At 46.5% G+C, this 19,923-nt stretch carries 25 protein-coding genes and 1 pseudogene; 17 read left to right on the top strand and 9 right to left on the bottom strand.

Features of this window, described 5'->3' with window-relative positions:
• Positions 1-38 precede the first annotated feature (38 nt).
• The 10 genes from ACKKE8_RS16930 to ACKKE8_RS16885 are packed head-to-tail and all read left to right on the top strand — an operon-like array spanning position 39 to position 7,849.
• Entirely contained in the window at positions 39-2,009 is a 1,971-nt protein-coding gene (locus ACKKE8_RS16930; RefSeq protein WP_409174108.1) for a BglG family transcription antiterminator, read from the top strand.
• Positions 1,969-3,114, top strand: coding sequence for an amidohydrolase/deacetylase family metallohydrolase (locus ACKKE8_RS16925; protein WP_409174107.1), 1,146 nt, complete (start codon positions 1,969-1,971; stop codon positions 3,112-3,114). The genes ACKKE8_RS16930 and ACKKE8_RS16925 overlap by 41 nt, the downstream gene beginning before the upstream one ends.
• Complete coding sequence (locus tag ACKKE8_RS16920) at positions 3,105-3,476, top strand: hypothetical protein (protein WP_409174106.1); 372 nt, start codon at positions 3,105-3,107, stop codon at positions 3,474-3,476. The genes ACKKE8_RS16925 and ACKKE8_RS16920 overlap by 10 nt, the downstream gene beginning before the upstream one ends.
• Positions 3,477-3,509: 33 nt before the next feature.
• Positions 3,510-3,872, top strand: a complete 363-nt coding sequence (locus tag ACKKE8_RS16915; protein ID WP_007727312.1) for a glycine-rich SFCGS family protein — start codon at positions 3,510-3,512, stop codon at positions 3,870-3,872.
• Positions 3,873-3,875: 3 nt separating this feature from the next.
• The gene (locus ACKKE8_RS16910; RefSeq protein WP_409174105.1) at positions 3,876-4,214 is read left to right on the top strand and encodes a DUF4312 family protein; all 339 of its coding nucleotides are present in this window, start codon (positions 3,876-3,878) and stop codon (positions 4,212-4,214) included.
• A 21-nt stretch (positions 4,215-4,235) separates the two neighbouring features.
• Positions 4,236-5,024, top strand: coding sequence for a DUF4311 domain-containing protein (locus tag ACKKE8_RS16905; protein ID WP_017249035.1), 789 nt, complete (start codon positions 4,236-4,238; stop codon positions 5,022-5,024).
• Positions 5,024-5,674, top strand: coding sequence for a DUF4310 family protein (locus ACKKE8_RS16900; protein ID WP_409174104.1), 651 nt, complete (start codon positions 5,024-5,026; stop codon positions 5,672-5,674). Before ACKKE8_RS16905 ends, ACKKE8_RS16900 begins: the two co-directional genes overlap by 1 nt.
• Before the next feature lie 40 nt (positions 5,675-5,714).
• Positions 5,715-6,830: a DgaE family pyridoxal phosphate-dependent ammonia lyase gene (locus tag ACKKE8_RS16895; RefSeq protein ID WP_409174103.1), complete on the top strand. Its 1,116-nt coding sequence runs from the start codon at positions 5,715-5,717 to the stop codon at positions 6,828-6,830.
• Positions 6,831-6,835: 5 nt separating this feature from the next.
• Positions 6,836-7,558: a KDGP aldolase gene (locus ACKKE8_RS16890; RefSeq protein WP_409174102.1), complete on the top strand. Its 723-nt coding sequence runs from the start codon at positions 6,836-6,838 to the stop codon at positions 7,556-7,558.
• A gap of 33 nt (positions 7,559-7,591) precedes the next feature.
• Positions 7,592-7,849, top strand: a complete 258-nt coding sequence (locus ACKKE8_RS16885) for an HPr family phosphocarrier protein (protein WP_409174101.1) — start codon at positions 7,592-7,594, stop codon at positions 7,847-7,849.
• 68 nt (positions 7,850-7,917) lie between these two features.
• On the opposite strand, the gene ACKKE8_RS16880 is transcribed toward ACKKE8_RS16885, so the two are convergent.
• Positions 7,918-8,604 carry a DUF4386 domain-containing protein gene (locus tag ACKKE8_RS16880; RefSeq protein ID WP_409174100.1) on the bottom strand — a complete coding sequence of 229 codons (687 nt, stop codon included), beginning with the start codon at positions 8,602-8,604 and terminating at the stop codon, positions 7,918-7,920.
• A 239-nt stretch (positions 8,605-8,843) separates the two neighbouring features.
• Positions 8,844-9,188: a YkgJ family cysteine cluster protein gene (locus ACKKE8_RS16875; RefSeq protein WP_409174099.1), complete on the bottom strand. Its 345-nt coding sequence runs from the start codon at positions 9,186-9,188 to the stop codon at positions 8,844-8,846.
• 291 nt (positions 9,189-9,479) lie between these two features.
• Between ACKKE8_RS16875 and ACKKE8_RS16870 the strand changes: the two genes are divergently transcribed.
• Both ACKKE8_RS16870 and ACKKE8_RS16865 read left to right on the top strand, forming a co-directional pair.
• On the top strand, positions 9,480-10,169 hold the full coding sequence (locus ACKKE8_RS16870; protein WP_409174098.1) for a Crp/Fnr family transcriptional regulator: 690 nt from the start codon (positions 9,480-9,482) through the stop codon (positions 10,167-10,169).
• A 121-nt stretch (positions 10,170-10,290) separates the two neighbouring features.
• A complete protein-coding gene (locus ACKKE8_RS16865; RefSeq protein WP_409174097.1) occupies positions 10,291-11,289 on the top strand; it encodes a Gfo/Idh/MocA family protein in 999 nt (332 codons plus the stop codon).
• 81 nt (positions 11,290-11,370) lie between these two features.
• On the opposite strand, the gene ACKKE8_RS16860 is transcribed toward ACKKE8_RS16865, so the two are convergent.
• Both ACKKE8_RS16860 and ACKKE8_RS16855 read right to left on the bottom strand, forming a co-directional pair.
• Entirely contained in the window at positions 11,371-11,862 is a 492-nt protein-coding gene (locus ACKKE8_RS16860; protein ID WP_409174096.1) for a GNAT family N-acetyltransferase, read from the bottom strand.
• 173 nt (positions 11,863-12,035) lie between these two features.
• A complete protein-coding gene (locus tag ACKKE8_RS16855) occupies positions 12,036-12,710 on the bottom strand; it encodes an O-methyltransferase (protein WP_409174095.1) in 675 nt (224 codons plus the stop codon).
• A gap of 615 nt (positions 12,711-13,325) precedes the next feature.
• On the opposite strand from ACKKE8_RS16855, the gene ACKKE8_RS16850 reads away from it, so the two are divergent.
• Positions 13,326-13,778: a sporulation protein gene (locus ACKKE8_RS16850; protein WP_409174094.1), complete on the top strand. Its 453-nt coding sequence runs from the start codon at positions 13,326-13,328 to the stop codon at positions 13,776-13,778.
• Between the two features lie 136 nt (positions 13,779-13,914).
• Here ACKKE8_RS16850 and ACKKE8_RS16845 read toward each other — a convergent pair whose 3' ends face one another.
• On the bottom strand, positions 13,915-14,157 hold the full coding sequence (locus ACKKE8_RS16845) for a hypothetical protein (protein WP_376899630.1): 243 nt from the start codon (positions 14,155-14,157) through the stop codon (positions 13,915-13,917).
• A gap of 178 nt (positions 14,158-14,335) precedes the next feature.
• On the opposite strand from ACKKE8_RS16845, the gene ACKKE8_RS16840 reads away from it, so the two are divergent.
• The gene (locus ACKKE8_RS16840) at positions 14,336-15,310 is read left to right on the top strand and encodes a bile acid:sodium symporter family protein (protein ID WP_409174093.1); all 975 of its coding nucleotides are present in this window, start codon (positions 14,336-14,338) and stop codon (positions 15,308-15,310) included.
• Positions 15,311-15,356: 46 nt separating this feature from the next.
• Here the strand turns inward: ACKKE8_RS16840 and ACKKE8_RS16835 are convergent.
• Positions 15,357-16,196: pseudogene (locus tag ACKKE8_RS16835) on the bottom strand (alpha/beta hydrolase); the annotation flags it as partial.
• A 200-nt stretch (positions 16,197-16,396) separates the two neighbouring features.
• On the opposite strand from ACKKE8_RS16835, the gene ACKKE8_RS16830 reads away from it, so the two are divergent.
• Positions 16,397-16,945 carry a TetR/AcrR family transcriptional regulator gene (locus tag ACKKE8_RS16830; protein ID WP_409174092.1) on the top strand — a complete coding sequence of 183 codons (549 nt, stop codon included), beginning with the start codon at positions 16,397-16,399 and terminating at the stop codon, positions 16,943-16,945.
• Positions 16,946-17,033: 88 nt separating this feature from the next.
• The gene (locus ACKKE8_RS16825; RefSeq protein ID WP_409174091.1) at positions 17,034-17,285 is read left to right on the top strand and encodes a hypothetical protein; all 252 of its coding nucleotides are present in this window, start codon (positions 17,034-17,036) and stop codon (positions 17,283-17,285) included.
• 214 nt (positions 17,286-17,499) lie between these two features.
• On the opposite strand, the gene ACKKE8_RS16820 is transcribed toward ACKKE8_RS16825, so the two are convergent.
• The gene (locus tag ACKKE8_RS16820) at positions 17,500-17,733 is read right to left on the bottom strand and encodes a hypothetical protein (protein ID WP_409174090.1); all 234 of its coding nucleotides are present in this window, start codon (positions 17,731-17,733) and stop codon (positions 17,500-17,502) included.
• 176 nt (positions 17,734-17,909) lie between these two features.
• On the opposite strand from ACKKE8_RS16820, the gene ACKKE8_RS16815 reads away from it, so the two are divergent.
• Positions 17,910-18,470: a GNAT family N-acetyltransferase gene (locus tag ACKKE8_RS16815; RefSeq protein ID WP_409174089.1), complete on the top strand. Its 561-nt coding sequence runs from the start codon at positions 17,910-17,912 to the stop codon at positions 18,468-18,470.
• A gap of 162 nt (positions 18,471-18,632) precedes the next feature.
• On the opposite strand, the gene ACKKE8_RS16810 is transcribed toward ACKKE8_RS16815, so the two are convergent.
• Both ACKKE8_RS16810 and ACKKE8_RS16805 read right to left on the bottom strand, forming a co-directional pair.
• Positions 18,633-18,818: a hypothetical protein gene (locus ACKKE8_RS16810; protein WP_409174088.1), complete on the bottom strand. Its 186-nt coding sequence runs from the start codon at positions 18,816-18,818 to the stop codon at positions 18,633-18,635.
• 73 nt (positions 18,819-18,891) lie between these two features.
• The gene (locus ACKKE8_RS16805; RefSeq protein WP_409174087.1) at positions 18,892-19,899 is read right to left on the bottom strand and encodes a glycerophosphodiester phosphodiesterase family protein; all 1,008 of its coding nucleotides are present in this window, start codon (positions 19,897-19,899) and stop codon (positions 18,892-18,894) included.
• Positions 19,900-19,923 lie beyond the last annotated feature (24 nt).

Genomic DNA, 19,923 nt, shown 5'->3' with positions numbered 1-19,923 from the left:
TCAAGCAAGGACACAGCTTTTTTGGAAAGGAGAAAGGAATGGTCTTTTTAACCACACGTTCCCATGCATTACTGAAGGTGATACTCGACAGCTACTATCCATTGAAGATCAAGGATGTCGCGCGCGATTTTCAGGTAAGCGAACGCACCGTCAAGTACGATCTGGATAGCGTCAGGCAATGGCTAAAGGAACGAAATGTCATCCTCCATTCTCAACCGAATAAAGGGCTGTGGATCACGGAAGAACAAGAGCATCGAAATGCTTTGAAAGAAAATTTGCAAAGTGATGACAGCAAGACACTCATTCTGCCGCAAAAGGATCGGGTCAAGCATTTTTTGTTCATTCTTCTGCTGTCGGAAGGGTATCAGCGGATGAACGATTTGGCTGACCATATGGGAGTCAGTCGCAATACCGTTGTTGCAGATGTGAAGGACGCGGAAAAGCTGCTCGATGGCTGGCGTCTCGAGCTCGTCACGAAGCAAAGGTACGGTGTACGTGTGGACGGGAGTGAGCGGCACAAACGGTATGCTCTCGAAAACTTGATTCACGATTTGTTGGATGGAATCGACATGTATCGGATGGTACAGGGGATGTTTTTAGAAAATGGACAAGAAGCGAGAACGGGTCCGCTATTGGAGAAGTGGCTGATCAGCCGGACTGAGTTAGGGGAGATCATTCACAGCATCAAAGCATGGATGAATGCTGCTGCCGAGACGCTGGCAGACCGAGCGCTGATTAGTTTACTGATTCGCTTATGCATTGTCGTCCATCGTGTACAACGGGGCCAATTGGTCACTGCGGATGATGCCGAGATGGGAGAAGCGAGGCATTGGAGCGGGTACGAGCTGTTTTCACACGAGGTTCGAGCATTATGTCAGCGGTTGAACGTCGATATTCCCGAACACGAGATTGCGTATGCATGCCTTCCGCTGTTAGGGACCGAACAGGTGCCACGAGAAGCACGTGCTGGTAGGATCGTTTTGGACGTTTTCCAGGCAACCAAGGAGCTGACGGAAGCGGTTAGCAGCCGGATGCTGGCACCGTTGTACGAGGATCAGGAGCTGGTCAGGCTGCTTTTTGCTCACTTGGATGACAGTTTGAACCGTTATCGTCAGGGAGTTCTTTTTGCGAATCCACTGACTGAGGAGATTCGCCGTTCATACGCACGTATGTTTGATGCAGTTAAACGCTCTTGCGAAGAAGTGTTTTGGCATCGCGGGGTCTATTGGCTCGATGCAGACATTGCTTACTTCGTACTCCATTTCCAAGCAGGTTATGATCGCTGGCTGGAGCAGAAAAAGGCAGATGCGCTCGTCGTTTGCGGAACAGGCAGAGGGACTTCGCGGTTTTTGAAAACGTATCTGGAAAGCGAATTGCGTTCACTGCGGGTTGTAGGCCTGTGTTCCAGCACAGAGGTAGAGAAGTATTTGGCGAGTCGTCGCGTGGATGTCATCATCAGTGTCCTGCCGATCAAAGCCGAGGTCCCTGTTGTGATTGTCAGTCCTCTTCCAACACGCCAAGATATCAATCAGATCCAGAACTGTCTGGAAGCTTTGCAAGTGGAGGGGGGGAATCGACAGCAGGCGGTGAATGCTCGCAAGGAAGCTTGGTTCCCCACACTGACTGCTGATCTTAATCCGTCAGATTTGCCGGTGGTGGAGAGACTGTCTCAGGATGTCATCTGCAAAGGGTATGAGATCAGTCAAAAAATCTTGACTGCTTTTCAGGAGTACGTAACGGAACAAACGGCAAGCGGACTGACGCTGCACCTGCTTTTGATGGTGAATCGACTGGCTTTTGGCTCACCCTATCAGGAGGAGTGGAAATCGTCGGCTGAGGCAGAATCGAGAGAATGGAAGGCATGGCGTGAAAAGCTGAACCAATTGATGGCTGAGGCAAACCTTCAAGTTCCGCCTAGCGAAGTGACGGCCATTATGCGCTATTTTTCAGGAAAGGGGACGGTAGAGAGTGAAAGTGGATCTACTCATACGCAACGGACGGGTCATTGATCCTTCCCAGAACCTGAACGGGGACTATGATCTTGCCATTCGGGAAGGGCGGATCGTTGGGTTGTATGAAAAAGGGAAGACAACCGATGATCAAGGGATGAATCTGGAAAGCAAGGAGATGATCGATGCAGATGGATATGTGGTGACACCCGGTCTGATCGATCTGCACGCTCACGTTTTTCCGACAAAGACGAGTTTGGGCGTAGCCGCGGATCGGGTCGGGGTCGAGCAAGGAGTGACAACCGTAGTAGATGCTGGCAGTGTCGGGCTTTGGTCGTTTGATGCTTTTCTTGAAGAAGCAGTGTATCCTGCTGTTACTCGTGTTCTGGCATTTCTGAACATTTCGGGGGATGGCTTGTGCACAGGCGGCGGGGAGCTCGCGGACATGTCGCGGTTAACCCCGAAAGAAGCGGCAGCCCTCATTAGTAAACAACCGATATTACGAGGGATAAAAGCCCGCATGAGCGGTTCTGTCGTCAAGCAGAACGGGATCCATCCCTTGCTCGTAGCCAAGGAAGCGGCGAGGGAAGCAGGCGTACCCATGATGGTGCACATCGGAAACGCTCCGCCAAAACTCACGGAAATTTTGCCTTTACTAGACCGAGGAGACGTGGTGACACATGCGTTTCACGGAAAAAAAGGAGGGATGTTCGACGAACGAGGCGAGTTGATTCCAGAGGCGCAAGACGCGTTGGAGCGGGGAGTCTTACTCGACATCGGGCACGGTGAAGCGAGCTTCAGTTTTCAAACACTGCGTCATGCGAAGGCCCAAGGTATTATGCCACATGTCATAAGCACGGATGTTCACCGGCGAAACATCGATGGTCCTGTGCACAGCTTGACGCACACACTCACGAAGTTTCTCGCCATGGGCTACTCGCTCGACGATGTGATTGCGGCGAGTACGCTTGTGCCCGCACGAATTCTCGGGTTGGAAAACGAGATTGGAACGCTGAAAGTAGGGGCATGCGCGGACGTATCCATTTTGCAGATGAAAAAAGAGCCGACAATTTTGACGGACAGTGAACAAGAAACGTTGGAGACAAAGGAAAGAGTAGTGGCTTATCAAGCGATTACTTCGGGAAAGGTACTGACATGCAAATGATTGATGACATTCTCAAGGAACTGGCTGAGACAAAACCGGATTATTTATCTGAAATTTCTGAATGCAAACAGATTCTCCGAAAAATTGAGGGGGAGTTTCGCCTCATGGAGATTCATATACCGCGAGATCGCTGGCTGGCCATCGGAGCTCATGTACTGGCATTTGTACGACGGATGGCAAACGGTGAAAAGCTGCCCGTGATTGAAGCCGAGTTATTCGCGGAAATTCATCCCGATATGGTTACGCTCTCGCACAAAGTCCTCTCGGAAGAAAAGAGTGCGTGGCAGGCAGATGATACAGAAGCGTTTCTATTAGCTGTTCATTTTGAAGCCATCCGTGCCATGCAGATGGGGCCTTCGTAAAACAATCGCTGTGAATAAAAGGAGGGTATGTATATGTCTAAGGTAAAAATCGTGATTGGTGATCGTCTCGGAAAAGGACAGAACATCGCAAAAGGAATCGAAGCTGCTGGCGGGACCGCGATCGTCATTCCAGGTGTTGGCGCTGATATGAAGGTAGGAGATGTCATGGTTAGTGAGAGTGCAGATCTCGGTCTGTCTTTTTGCGGAAGTGGTGGGGCTGGGGCACTGACCGCCAAGACCAAGTATGGTTTTCCGGTGGAGTACGGCCTGCGCTCAGTAGATGCTGGGATTACTGCCTTGCGTAGCGGCAAAAAAGTGATTGGCTTTGGCTTCATGGATACAGAAGAGCTGGGTAGACGCATGGTGGAAGAATACATCAAGCTGGGAGGGAAGTAATCCATGTACATGGAGGCGACGCAGACCTTGCGATTATCTGGCAGTGGTGATACGAAAGAAGCAGCCTTCAACAAGATTTTTTCCCAAATCAAGCATGTAGTGGCGAGACAGACGAGTGATTTGGTCGTGCGAATCGAACCTGTAGGAGTTTCCATTGTGTCTGCGACAGAATCAGTGAAGCATGAGCGATTTTTTGGATTATTTTTCCCTCGCAAACGGACGCGGTATGACATCACCGTAGATATTCAAGTGAGGCTGGGACTGGTCCAGGTAGAAAACATAACATTTCAGCAGCAGACCGAGCAGACTGCGGGTATAGGGCAGTTGGTTCGTCAGCGATAGAAGCAGACAGGGGGTAGGTTCATGGTTACGTTGATGATTGTGTTGAAGTCGATCGTCATCGGGGCATTGGTCGGCTTCGGTGTTGGTGCAGGGGCGGCGAGGATGTTCCATGCACCCAATGTCCAAGGGATGGGAGCATTCCGGACTTTTGGAGAGCTGAACGCGTGTGCGGGCGATCCGATTTCCCACTTTTCATTTGGACTTGGCTTTTTGTTTAACTCATGGGCGTCCGTTGTCGGTGCCGGTGCGTTGACGCAAGATGTGGATCATCGAGTCATCCCGAACTGGGCGGCGGCCGTGTTGCTCTGGCGCAACAAGAATGTCGCAGAGACGTTGCACAATCCAAAGCAAATGGCGATTGCCGGAGCAGCGGTTGGTGTTGTTGTGGTCACACTGTTGAATTCTACAGCAACGGCGATTCCCGAATCGATGCAGCTAGTCGCGACGAAGGTACTGGTTCCTGCTGCGAACTGGTTAATCAACCCGATCATGCCGATTGTGTTCTGGATGGCGGCGATGGATGCAGGCAAACGGACAGGGATTTGGGGAACGGTCTTGGGCGGTTTGTCGCACTTGGTCATGGGGAATGCGGTGCCTGGAATCGTCTTGGGTATTTTGATCGGTAAAGGCCTGGATGACAGTGGCTGGAACAAAATTACGAAATCCATGTTTATTGCAGTCATTCTTTTGTTTGTATTCAGTGGCTTCTTCCGTGGCTTTGATGTCGCGCTCTTGAAGAGTATGTACGTGGAAATTCCACAGTGGTTGATAGAGCTTCACGAAACATTCGGATCGGTGGTGAAAAAGTAATGGGTGAATTGCAGGCAAAAGGATTTTGGTATTCAGAATGGGCATTTCCCCTCTTTGTGGCGTGCTTGTCTTCAGGAATATTTGCGGGTACTCATCTGTACTATGTGTATCATGTCGGGGCCTTTAACGATATCGCCATCGTTGCGATGCTGGAGGCAGGGATCAAGGGTGGCGGATACGGTGCGGCGGCTGCGTTTGGTGCGAGCTTTTTGTTCGCCCGCGTTTTGGAAGGACCGCTGGTTGGGATTCTCGACATTGGCGGCTCGTTGCAAACAGGTATCGGGATTGGTGTTCCAGCGTTGATGTTGGGAGCAGGCTTTACAGCTCCGTTGACTTCTTTTCCTTTGGCGCTGGCGACAGGTGCATTCTTGGGCTTCGTCATTGGTACCGTGATTATTTTGATTCGGAAGTACACGATCAACGCATCGAACTCTACCTTTGGTGCGGATGTCATGATGGGAGCCGGAAACGCAGCAGGTCGATACTTAGGTCCATTGATTGTCATTTCTGCGATTATGGCATCGATTCCAGTTGGACTCGGCGCAACAGCAGGAGCAGCGATTTTCTACTATTACAACAAACCGATTGCGGGCGGTGCGATTATCGGAGCCATGATCCTCGGAGCCATTTTCCCGATCCCGACACAATGAGGATAGAGAGAAGAGTTTTCACAGGAAGGATGGGCAAACCATGGGAATCTATCAGCAGCTAGGGTTGAAGCAAGTCATTAACGCAAGCGGTAAGATGACGGCACTGGGTGCAAGTGCCGTCCATCCTTCTATCGCACAGGCTATGGGAGAAGCCGCCATGGATTATGTAGAAATCAGCGAGCTGATGATTGTGGCAGGTCGTCATATCGCAGAGGCGACCGGAGCAGAAGACGGTTGTCCTACCTCGGGAGCAGCTGCAGGCATTGCCATTAGTGTAGCGGCAGTCATAGCTGGTTGCCATCTGAGTTTGATCGAGCGGCTTCCTTTTTCCGAAGGGTTGAATAACAAGATCATCATCCAAAAAGGACACGCGGTGCACTTCGGCGCTTCCGTTCAACAGATGATTGCACTGGGCGGTGGGAAAGTCGTAGAAGTAGGGCAGGCCAATCACGTAGAAGAAGACCATTTGCGTGAAGCCATTGATGATCAGACCGCAGCGCTACTCTATGTCAAATCTCACCATGCGATTCAAAAAGGGATGCAGTCGCTAGACACGATGCTTCAACTTGGTAGGGAGTTTGGAATTCCTGTCATTGTAGACGCAGCTGCGGAGGAGGATCTGCGGCGCTATGTAGCGATGGGTGCCGATCTGGTCATCTACAGTGGCGGAAAAGCAATTGGCGGACCAACGTCTGGGTTTATCACAGGCCGTGCCGATCTGGTGGCTGCATGTCGCGCGCAATATAAAGGCGTCGGTCGTGCCATGAAGATTGGAAAGGAAGCAATTGCGGGTTTACTTGTAGCGCTTGGACAGTACGACCCCGAAAAGCAAAATGTTCCCGAGCAGCGTAGGCGAGTGGAGTGGCTGGCAGGAGAACTGAACAGCTTGCCGGGTGTGAAAGCAGTGATCGCACAGGATGAGGCAGGTCGGGCGATCTATCGTGTGCAAGTTCAACTTGACGAACGAGTGACCAAAATGACGGCTCGGGAGCTAACACGCCAACTGGAGCAAGGCAATCCAGCTATTTTTACCCGCAACCATTATGTGAATACGGGTATGATTGCCTTTGATCCACGACCGTTTCACGAAGGGCAAGAGCACATCATCGCAGCGCGAATGAAGGAACTGCTGCAAAAACAGGGAGAAGGAGAATAACAAAAGTGGGCACACCGAAAATTCGTTTAAACGTTTTGGCAAGGGATGTAGAAAACGCAAAACAAATATGTTCCGTGGCAGATGGCCGCGCTCTCATCGGGATCTTGGTCAAAGGATTTGCGTCTGTAGAAGCAGCAATAACCGCTGTTGAACAATATCAGCAAGCAGGAGTACCAGTGTCTGTAGGGCTGGGCGCAGGTGATCCTACTCAATGGAAAAAGGTCGCAGAAGTCGCGGTGCAGACACAACCAGAACACGTCAATCAGGTATTTCCGGCAGCAGGCTATACGCTCGGGGGACTACAGGCAGTCGGCAACACACATACCATCGTGAATGCATTGATTGCCCCCGGCGGACAACCAGGAAAGGTTCAAGTCACCACGGGACCCATGAGCAACAAAGTGTCTGAATTGCTCTCTTGCGATGCAGCCGCCGCGATGCTGGCGGAGATTGGCGTACATTCGGTCAAATTTTATCCAGTAGACGGGCTGGAAAGGCTGAATGAAATCAAGGCAATGGCAGAAGCAGCCGTACGTTACGGGATTCCCGTTTTTGAACCGACTGGGGGGATTGACGCAGCTTCGATTCGTCCGATTGTGGAGGTATGCCTCGAAGCAGGTGCAAAGCAGATCATTCCGCACATTTATACATCCATCGTCGACAAGGAAACGGGATTGACTCGCTTGGATCAGGTAGAAGAACTGCTGACGGCTATAGAAGGCCTGTAGCTATTTTACGAGAAATGGTTAGGAGTGAATTAGATGAGAGAGAGACAGGTCATCGTCGGGTTGGCACAGGGATTACATGCGCGTCCGGCTACTTTGTTTGTAAAAGTGGCAGCTTCCTTTTCTAGTGAAATAGGGTTGAACAAGGATGAGAAGAAGGTGAATGCCAAGAGTATTATCGGAGTCATGTCCCTTGCTATTTCAAAAGGACAATCGGTCGTCTTGACTGCGGATGGTGCAGACGCGGAGCAGGCGTTGGATGCGTTGGAGAACGTTTTGGTAAGTGTGGAGTAAAGGGATACGTGAATGCGTGTAAAAGAAAAAGGGATGTCTCCAGTGAAAAGTCGGGAGACATCCCTTTCTCAATCCTGTTCCGTTGGGTTGAATCCTTTCATAATTAGCCATATTGCCAAAACCAATTGTTGAAAGGCTATTGGAATATTCAACATCATGTAAATTGCATCCAGGCCGATGAAGCGAATCATAAAGAATAAGCTTGCCAATATGGAAAATGTAGAACCAATAAGACCCCAAACTGACAACCAACGTGGAACTAATTTTGTTTGGTAAAAAATGCAGGTAAACAAGAACATAGCCAAAACAAACGCTAGTGTCGTTGCCACATGGTTTACCAAGTCACGTCCATCCCGTAACAATCCACCCAGGGTCTGAAAATACGATACATGCAAAGTTCCAACTTTTGCAAATTCGTGGCTTGCTGTCAATAGCAACAGAAGAATGATTACACCAAGAATAATGAACACACCCGCAATGATGCCAAAAGCAACAGATCCAAGAGCTAAACCTTTATTATGCTTACTTAAAATCGGGTACATCAAAATAGGAATCCCAACATAGGCAACAATCATTAACAACTGAAAAAACGCTCCAAGTAGTACCTGGTTCTCATTTGTAGAAGCCTCGACAAGGTAGTTTGCTCCATCTATAACAGGAACAACACTAAATATACCTGTAACCAACCCGACTAAGAATAATACTCCAGTCATTACTGCTGACCTTCTCCCTGCATTTGTACTCTTCCTCAGCATAATTAGCCTCCTTCTAATACACTACCCTTGGCGGATGAAGTGTTGCTGCCTTCCTCGGCATTTTTTATCCCGAATCAAGTGTAGAGGGTGAAGATGAGTATACTGCTCAATAACAGGTACGTTTCTGAACGAACGGGAACGATCGCTCTTTGAGGCAGTCTATAACATTATTATTCAGTCGAGATCCATGATTTGCTTTATTCTGAAAGCAAAACCGCATATCTCCGAACTCCGTTTCTTTAAAAATGCTTCCAAGTAAAATCAATACTCAAATACCCAATCTGTTTCTCCTTGAAGGTCAGCGTTTCCTTTGTCGCCAATTCCGGTTTGCGAAAACAGACAAGCTCTTTGTGATACCCAAAAGCGCGACACACTTCCGGTCGAACGCTATGGATGCCACATTGATCTTTTTGCATGTCGTAGAAGATACAAGTTCCAAACATTCTCGGTTGATTTTTCAGATCGTCACGGAGCTTTTTTGGAAGCGCTTTCAATTTCTTGTGTATCATTTTATATTCCTTCTCTGTTATGGGAACAGGACCACAACACAATCCTTTACAGCCTTGGCAAGGCAATGCTTCCATATCATCTACAACCTTTCGTCATGTGATGTTTGCTAGAAAGAACAAAAAAGATGATCCTCGTTGATTCAGGAGGTCATCTTAAGAATTACCGCATTCAATTGTGGTGGTTATTCAAAAATTCGGTAAGAAGAGAATACTGTACCTTTATTATAACACATGTAGGAAGATTTTGACGAATGCTTTCGAAAGAATGGCGTGTTGATCGTTGGAAAACTGCTTATGGTATAATCTACCTGCCAATGAAGTCTTTGACGATTCAACACAATTAGAATGGAAAGAGAGGGAGTCCATATGCAGCTCTCCCAATTGACAGAAAAGTACGAGAAGCTGGGCAGCATGTTGACGGAGATCCCCTCTGAGATCCGTGACCGGTTTATCGTCAGGAAATTTTCCAGGGATACTGTCATTTGCAAAAAAGACGAAGTCATCAGTCATGTATATATCATCTGCGCAGGGACGATGCGGATCGTAAATGAGTTTGACAATGGCAATATCTATGCATTTACCGATACAGAACCGTATACATGGATTGGAGATACGGAATTATTGGCGGGGGTTCACCGCTACGATTGTACAGTCGAATCGGTTACAAACTGCACGACGCTCCAGATGAGTCGTGAAGACTTTCTCACTTGTTTTGAAAGCAGTCACGTCTTTGCGAAGGAACTCGCCAGAACGATTGCCAACAAGGTCCATCACCGCTCTTCCAAGATCGGGGAAAACATTTTTTATCCAATTCTCTATAATATCGCGTCTCTTCTGATTCAGCTTGCCAAGGATTATGCGGATGACAACAAGGCAGCGATTATACCCTTGAAGCGTCAACATATGGCGGAACGTTTGGGCGTTAGCATCAGATCGGTCAACAGGGCAATCAAACGGTTGAGAGAGAATTACTATTTGTCCATCGCGAAGGGGAAAATTGTGATCGAACCGGAGCAGCTCCTGAGACTGATGCAAGCGGTTGATCAATTTAAATAAATGTGACCACCATGAGGGACTCTTTCTTTTAAAAAGGGACAGGTGTCCTTTTTTCGTTTTATCAGCAGGGATATGATCGATAAATGTCTGAGACCATCCTGAATGAATGGGAGAGAAAACAGTGAGGAATTCAAAACTTTGTTTTATCGGAGCCGGCTTTCATGCGACAACCAATATCATTCCATCGGCAGTGGAAGCGGGGGCTGTAATCCAGGCAATTGCTACTCGCAGTATGGAACGATCAGCATCTGCCCTCCAGCGATTCGGAAGTAGGGGGGCAGCGTACGACGACTATAAAAACATGCTCAAACAGGAGCATTGCGATGGAGTGGTAATCGTAGCCCAGCCACATGATCAATTTTCTTTGGCGCTGGATTGCGTTCGTGCAGGCAAAAATGTGTACGTGGACAAGCCGTTGGGATGGAATGCGAAAGAAGCCGCTCAGATCGCCGATGCAGCCGATCAAGCCGGAGTAGTGCTGATGGTGGGGTTTATGAAGCGCTATGCGCCTTGCTACATGAAAGTAAAAGAATTGATTTCTGCGGGGGCACTGGGAGAGGCACGTTCCTTTCAATTGACATTCGCTGTTGACAGCACGCAGTTTTGCACAAATGAGGAAGAGTTCATGAAGCTTGTCGCCATTCACATGGTTGATCTGATGCGATACTTGTTCGGTGAAGTATTACAAGTCTCCGGGTTTAGCAATAACGACAACCGAAGAATTGCAAATACTCTCTCCTTGCAATTTGAAAATGGGGTTGTCGGGAGTGTTTATTTTGCGGGAATGAGCGCATGGTCAAGTGAAAGCGAAAGTTTGCTCGTTACGTTTGACCACGGATATGTGCGGGCAAATGATATCGAAACGGTTACGATTCATCAGTCGTTGCCATCAGATGCTGCATCGTCAAAATCATTGATGGAGCAGGTTACCGTTTTCAGTCCTTCCATCTCTACCATGTCAGGAGGGGTGAAAGATCTGTATTTGCGGGGCTTTGTGGGGGAAATGGCGCATTTTATGAAGTGCTGTAAAGAGGGCGTGACTCCGCAGTCGAGCGGACGGGACAATGTAGCTACCATGTCGCTCTGTGACCGAATCTTACCTGTTCAAAAAGGGGAGTGAAGGGGCTGCCATTCAGCAGGCCCCTTTTTGTATGCTTTTGCGTACAATCGATCCAATATGTAAAAGGCTTGTCAAAAGAGATCATGTGTGTTTGATCAGAATAACTTCTTCCACTTCTTCGCCTCGTGCTTCCGAAAATGCCCGATCGACACCGAAAGGCTGAAAACCGTTTTTTTCTAACACGCGAATGGATGCGATGTTGTCATGGGCGACACGCGCATATACAGGACGTGTTCGGAGTTCCTCTAAAAAGAGAGTAAGTGCATTTGTCGCGATTCCTTTGCCCCAAAAGCTTTTGTCAATCCAGTACCCAATCGTAGGCAAGCCAAACAGCTCAAAGCACAAAACATTGCCGACAATCTGCCCATTCATGACAATCGCTCTTTTCACAATCGAATTATTGTTCAAAATCCTTGTCCAATGAGCGGTGAATCCGTCTCTATCTTCAGGGTCCTTGACAGTAAAGGCAGCCATCTCATGAGCAGATTTGTCCAATTGCTGAGTGAAAAATATAGGGAGATCTGCCTCTGTTACTTCTCGTAAATCAAGGGACCGATCACGCAATGGCTCCAAGAAAAAGCACCTCCAAAAAACATCAGCTATTCTCTCTTCACTAACACTTTGATAATCAACGATAGCACCGCGAGAACCAAAATGACATTAGCGATGAGCATAAAGCTAGGTAAACCAAGCCTAAACAAGATGTACACACTCCTACTCGTTACAACCTTTGAAAGTGAAAAAGACTAGTTCTCCCCGGTGACAAGCATGATCGCAAAGCCATCATAGCCCTTGCTGCCAACTGTCTGTACAACGGTTCCACTGACACGTTGCTCTTCCGCTACCATATCGGTGAATTGACGTACACCGACAATATTGGGATCCGTGCTTGTTTCGTCCACGACTTGACCACTTCGTACAACATTATCCGTGATAATCACAGTACCTTTGCGAGAGAGCTTCAATGCCCATTGGAAATAGTCGGGGTTTCCTTTTTTATCTGCATCTATAAAAATAAAATCAAAAGGACCCCGATTTTCTTTGTGAAGTTGGATAAGAGAATCAAGGGCAAGTCCGACCTTCACTTCTACGATCTGATTCAGTCCTGCACGAGTAATGTTCGATTGTGCAACTTCTGCATGCTTCGGATCATATTCGAGAGTAATGAGACGACCGTCAGCAGGGAGTGCACGGGCTAGCCAGATGGTACTGTATCCACCAAGAGTGCCAATTTCCAAGATCGAACGAGCGCCTTGGATCCGTGCTAACAGATGAAGGAATTTCCCTTGATTGGGTGCTACATCAATAGCTGGAAGGCCTGCAGCTGCGTTCTCTTGAAGAACTGTGTCTAGAACGGAATCGGCTTCCAGTAATTTATCCGTAAAATAGTGATCGACCGCTGTCCATTGCTCTCTATTCATGTTCTCAACTCCTCAAGATTTTACAGGGATATCATAACACGATTAGCAACTTCTGGCTGGCTTTTTTGTAGCGAATCACACATTTCAGCGGAGGGTTTCTAAAGTAGATCAAGCTTTATAGGTAAGATTTTCACCTGTTACCATTATTTACGCATAGCGTGAACGATTAGTTTTCACGATAATAGAAAAGTAATCCAAGCTAGCTAGTATAATCCAACCTTGGGGATTCTATTCAACGCGTTCGACTAAATGATGCAGTCAAAGTCGGCGCAATTTTTTTATTCCATCTATAGGTAAATGTACCTATTATTGTTCGTTGTCAACAGAAACGAAGTCCTATATGCTTATATCATTCACGTATGACATATGCGTACTACCCCGTACGCCCCAACCACATTTTTGGTGGTTGGGATTTTTTTTGTTCCATTATATATCCAGTTATCTCCTATCGCGTTTCGATGCGATTTTTTATATCCTTGTACATAGGACTCGTAATGTTCTTGGGGTCTGCGGTGACTCAAATTATGCAGAGGAGTCACCGCTTTTTTTTTTTACATACTTCCTCCGTTCCAGGTCAAGCTAGTAACAGGTGATTTTGGTCAGGAGGTGTTTTGTGTGCGCGCAACCTTCGTGGTGCTGACGCTGGCTTTTGCTTTGACCGTAACGGGGTGTACGAAGCAATCTGGCACAGAAACGAAGCAAAAAACGGAAACGGAGCCGTTGTGCATGCCTGTTCCCGTTAGACATTATCAGTGGGAAGAGCGAGCGAGATCGATTACAGCCAGTGTGAAGGGTATAGACAAAATAGTGGCTATGCAAATCGATAAAGAGCTCGATGTGGCTATTCAAGTAACGAATTTTAATCGGTTCAAGCTGGAATCGATTCAAAAAGAAGTCGGAAAGAAATTAAAAGAGGCCTTTCCAGATGCCAATATTCATGTGACAGCTGATAAGCGATTGATAAAAGATTTACAAAGGCTAAGTGAAGAACCGTGGTCAACCGATGTAAAAACGGCATGCCAGAAGAAGAAATCCTTAAAAGAAATTGAAAAGAAAATGAAGGGCTAGCCTATTTCAAAAACCTCACACACTACATGGGTAGAGTGAGGTTCTTGCTGTCTATTTTGACAGAATGATCAAGGTGAAATGAATATTCTGTGATTACCTAACGAAGAAGAACTCCCTGACTGGGAGTCTATATAGGCTAATGGTGATCATGATCGTAATGATGCGCGCGCTCTCGATCTCTATCTCGATGAAGGTCGATGCCGCGTAACTCACCCTTGGCTTTTTCCACAAGTACTTGATAATCTCTTACCACTTCCGTCAAGGTCGTAACGGATTCCTTATAGTCGGGATCATTACAGATTCCATCTATCGCTCGATGGAGGTGATACATCTTATCTTCGGTTTTTCGGATAAATTCTACCCAATCCATTCCGTTCATAAAATACCTCCTTTCCGTCATAGGCTTTACTCCCACGCGCGAAAGTATACAAGGTGAAATTGCGAATAAATGACTTGTATGCAATCTACTAATGAACTTTGGTCTTGTAACAATAATCTGTTCATGATAACATACCTCACATCAATAGCATCAAAGGACGAGACTTGAGGTGTATCAAATGAACGGGTTAGCCAAACTGAATCGATCGCTTGAGAAAATCATGCCCATACTAACGCCGAGTAGTGTTGCCATTGGCGTAATAGCCGGGACACATTTGCAACCGTTTGCTTTTTTGTCTCCTTGGGTGTTTGCCTTCATGACATTTGCCGGCAGTTTGGGTTCAGGATTTAAGGAATTTGCAAAGGTACTGACCAGACCGCTCCCTTTAATTATCAACTTGTTGATTCTTCATGCACTTATGCCGCTTGTTGCTTGGTCAATGGCTCGGTTGTTTTATCCAGATGATATCCATGTCATCACGGGCTTTTTGTTGGCTGCTTTAATTCCCACAGGGATCACGAGCTTTTTGTGGTCATCGATTTATTTCGGAAACATCGCACTGACGCTATCCATTATTTTGTTGGATACGATGCTTTCCCCGTTGATTGTTCCGTTGGGGATGTCCTTGTTTTTAGGGGCAACAGTCGAGATGGATTTGGCTGAACTGATGAAGGGTTTGTTTTATATGATCGTGTTGCCGTCGCTTGTCGGTATGCTGCTCAATCATTTATCAAAAGGGAACGTCAAAAAAACGCTGGCACCAAAATTAGCGCCATTTTCTAAGATGGGAATGGGTGTTGTCGTCGCGATCAACAGCTCGATGGTCTCGTCTTACTTTCATTTGATGGACGCTAAGCTGGTGGGAATGGCCGTCCTTGTACTGGTAGTAGCCATTTTTGGTTATTTGATGGGGTGGGGGATCGCAAGGCTGTTCGGATGGGAGCGTGATGTAATTGTCACGTTAACCTTCAACAGTGGAATGCGAAACATTAGTGCAGGGGCAGTTATGGCGATCACGTACTTTCCTGCGCCTGTTGCACTTCCCGTTGTTCTCGGTATGCTGTTTCAGCAAATACTCGCTTCTACCTTCGGAAAGTTTTTGGAGCTGGTCGAGAAAAGACCGCAGCATCAACCACAGGAACTATCAAGCTAAAAGCAAGAGCCGTTTTCCAATTGATTTTTGGAAAACGGCTTTTTTCTTACAGATTTTCACCAAAGAACGTTGTTAATTTGGATACGGCTTGATCTACATATTCGGGAATATCATACATGTCGATATGAGTGGCACCTTCCACCCAAAACAATTCCTTTGGTCCATTTGACAAGGCGTAAAATTGTTCGCTGTAGCTACGTGTGTCAGCCTCGGTTCCCACGATCAATAGGAGAGGTTGAGTCAAATAGGTGCTGATGTGGGTGGTTGCCTGGAATGCCATGATTTTGTCTAGACTTTTAAACAGGAATTGATTCGTAGAGTGTGGGTGCTGTGCGCGAGGAGTTCTATAGTAGTCATAGGCTTCACGCATGAGGACAGAAGTATTTTCATTTATTTCTTCAAGTGAATGAGGTGCCCAATTCAAAAACATGGATTCTTTTCCTATTGCTTCTGCTGTACGCTGCTTCGCAACCGCTTCAAGTGTTTGCAGCGTTGCAGCAGGATCTTCTCCTCGGAACATGGCACCAATATCTACTGCACTGACAGTCGCTACCGCTTTGATGCGACGCTCGGTTTGAGTAGCAGCTACAGCATAACCGCCACCGGCACAAATACCTAGTGCGCCAATTCTTTCCTCATCGACAAACGGGAGTGTAGTCAAATAATCCACCGCAGCACGTACATCTTCCACTCTGGCAGCAGGGTCTTCAAGCAAACGTGGCTCACCCTCGCTTTCTCCTTGATGGGACGCGTCAAAGGCTAGTGCAACAAAGCCTTGGTTGGCAAGATTTTGTGCATACAAACCTGCCGTTTGTTCCTTTACTCCTCCACCTGGGTGTATGGTCACAATAGCAGGATAGTTATTGCTTTCGTCAAATCCGACTGGTAAATTTCACGTCTCATTCTCCTTTTTATCATAATGATGTTGGTCACGAGAGATAATGAACATTGATACATTAATGAACATGTGTTTATTATATGGACAGGCATAGAAATACTACAATGGTTAGATCTGCGCCTTTTGTTTAGTAGTGAACAGAACGCTCTTATCTGTACATTATCTATAGAAAGAATGGTGACATTCCCATGTCTAAAGTGGATAGAAGAATACTCAAAACACAAGAAGCCGTAAGAAAGGCTGTAATTGAACTCATGTCGGAAAAGAATTTTGACGATATGACCATCCAAGACATTGCGGACAAGGCAAATGTAAGCCGGGGTACGATCTATCTTCATTACGTGGATAAATACGACTTGTTGGATAAACTGATTGAATCGCATATCAATCAACTTCGCGTACTGTGCGAAGCGGGAGCTGAATTGGAGTTTATCGAGGCAACCCAGATTTGGACGGAATACTTTGCTGAGAATCACACCTTCTTTTCGTTGATGTTAACAAGTAAGGGAGCCCCGTATTTTCGCACTCGATTTACGGATTACCTCATTGAAGAGGTTAGAAAAGAAGTGAACGTAACCAAAGGGAAAAACGAAGGGTTTGATCATGAGGTAATTGTTCAGTTTATCGCATCGGCTCTAGTAGGGGTGGTGGAGTGGTGGTTTTCGAATGAAAGTCCTATCCCACATCAAGCCTTGGCTGAACAAATGGGGAGGCTTTTAGAGAGGAACCTCTCATGAGGAATTGAAAAAAGGGTTGCGAACTTATGTTCGTAATCACTATAATGGAAATACAATTTCTCACACATGATGAGGCGGGTGGAAAAGCGTGGCTAACGGCGATCTTGAAGTAACGGACAAAGAAAGAGAGGCATTTATGTACATGCTGCGAGATTCGGGAAGAGAAAATTATCCATTGAATGTGAGCTGGTGTGTGTCCTTTGAGGGGGAGCGGGGGAATACGTGCAGCATGTGGGGTGTGGTCAAATGGGTAGACCCGAAGGCGAGGCGTGTTCAATTAGCAAACCAATCAAGTAGTCAATGGATCGAGATGGAGAAAATTATCAATGTACATGCATAGCTGTGCATGTAGAAACCTTACATGAAATTCAAATCATGCAGGGTTTCTTTCTTTTCTGCACAAAAATTTAAGTATATGTAATGAAACCTAACATAAAAACACAGAAAATTCGAAAGTTAAGTTGACGACGGTTATTTTCGTGTTAGAATATATAACATAGCATGCATTCTCTCCACTTCCTATTTTGACCCAATCATTGGGTCCTTTTTTTTGCCTATGTTTCATTGTTCGTATATGGCTTCCCATCCGCTTGAAATAATTTGCTCACCATTCCATAAAGACGACCTGACATGTTGGGAAAGACGAAGGAGTATTCATTCGCTCCTTGATTCAGCAAGGCGATCGGTGCTTCCACGATGTAGGGGATTTTCATTAGATCGAGCATCTTTTTATATTCCTCTACCTTGGAATGGTCGACCGTATAATAAAATGATTTGGAAAAATTCATGCGAGCACGCTCCTTTCCCTTATTGTAGCATATCCTCAGTCAGGCGTATAAGTGAACATAATAAATATTATGTAAACGATGTGATTTCCTCTTTCTAGTATGAAGAGTGAAGATTCACAAAGACTTCTAGCTATGATAAAATAAAAGACCAAAATTTTGCCAATAGGAGAAAAATGATGATCATCAGCCAACAACTACTTTCTGTGAACGGGTTATCCTACACGATTCGCTCTGCAATGGAAACAGATGCACAACAGTTGTCGGATCTGCGACTGCAAATCGATGGAGAGACTGAAAATTTGGACAGAGAAAGAGGAGAGGCTTTCATCGATGTGCAAGGATTCGAACACATCATCAATACAGATGCAGAAAGTCCAAGAAACTTGTTTTTAGTTGCTGTTGTACAGGATCGGATTGTCGGGTTCTCCAGATGTGCAGGTGTTTACTTAAACAGATTTGCCCACAAAGTAGAGTTTGGTGTATGCGTCTCACAAGAGTTCTGGGGTTACGGCATTGGGAAGAATCTCTTGCAAGAATCGGTTGCCTGGGCAGACGCCAACCACATTACCAAAATGACGTTGAATGTGATGGAAACGAATGAGAAGGCAATTGATTTGTACACACGGTTTGGCTTTGAAATCGAAGGGGTACTCAAAAACGACAAGGTTCTTTCCGATGGCAATTACTACAACACAGTTATTATGGGAAGATTCAAAAATGACAGGAGAGTAACATGACGAGAAAACGAGCGAGAGAATGTGGCGTAATTAATGAGACAGGTATCCCGGGTACGTTTCATTATCACTGGATCGTTTCGTAGAAATCATGTCTTGTTAAAAGAAATAACTCCGCTAGCGATTAGCGGAGTTTTGCTGTCTGATCATTTGTTAAACAGTCGTTTAACTGCTGAAGAAGCTACGGCTGGAGCGCTTTCTTTTATAATGAGAGCTGCCGTAATGGGAATGGCCGTACCGATTGCTAGAGCTGTATTTTCTGCGATGTTTGTAATCGCTGCTGCTGTATTTCCGGTACTTTTGTGAAGATGAGTGATTACCGAGTAAATTTTTCAAAAGCTTCTTGAGCATATCAATCACTCCTAGTTAGGTTGGAAAATCTATTCCGTATAAGTATATACGAATATGTCTCGGAATCGTTTCATTATTTTTCTACGTTTTCGTGAAAGGCTGGACCGATCAGATCTATCCGATTCGTCCATATGCCCCCAGTAAAGCTTGCAGGCACTCGTTTTAAATCAGTCGGAACATCAAAGCCTTGCGATACATCTCCACTGCCTGCGACTAGGATCACGCGGGTGTCTTTTGCTTCCATTCTTGCCATGAAACGATTCGGCCAACCCCAGAGCCATGGGGCAATCTGATCGGGGATATGTAGTTGAGTCTGTAAACAGGCATCGGGCACATATCCGGACCACCCTACTGCCATGTACGGAATGAGGCAGCTTTTTAGTGATGCTTTGGACATGACACGCAGCTCTGGCACTTGTTGTTTCAATATCTCGATTGGCTTGTCACCGCCATAAACAGAGAGCTGTGCCAGTCGTTCGGCAGGCAATGCTGCCAAAACATCCGCCAACGCTTTCCCCTCGAGTGGGTCATTGCTTTTGATATGGATAAGCAGCGATCGATTAGGGAATGTTTGTAGCACATCATCGAGAGAGGGCATCATGCCAATCCCTTTTCCACGGAAAGGAAAGGTTTTCCCTTCATCTGCGGTGTAATTGTAACCAATGTCGAGCTGTTGTAATTCGGCCAAGGTATAATCTCTCGTGACACCGGTACCATTTGTCCGACAGTCGAGTGTCCAGTCATGAAACACGGCGAATCGATTGTCTTTGGTCCATTGTACATCGAGCTCGACAACGTCCGCACCTGCATCAAAAGCCGCTTGCATGGAAGGAATCGTATTTTCCAGGTACGGATGCTCCGGTGGATAAATCCGTTCCGCCGTACACGTTTCATTGGTGATGTTCTCCATATGAAAGGTTTGTGCCATCCCGCGGTGAGCGAGTAAAAAAGGCTCGCCTTCTGACTCTTTTGCGAGATACGAGCTGTTGTTGAAAAATAAGAAAGCGATGAAAAGAAGGGGAATCCAGATGCGTTTTCGCTGGAACCATTTCTTTCGTGGTTGATCTCGTTGTTTTGACATGATGGGATACCGCCCCTTCCTTAA

Source organism: Brevibacillus fortis (genome assembly GCF_046196545.1).
Taxonomy (GTDB): Bacteria; Bacillota; Bacilli; order Brevibacillales; family Brevibacillaceae; genus Brevibacillus; species Brevibacillus fortis_A.
This window is presented reverse-complemented; position numbering and strand designations above follow the sequence as displayed.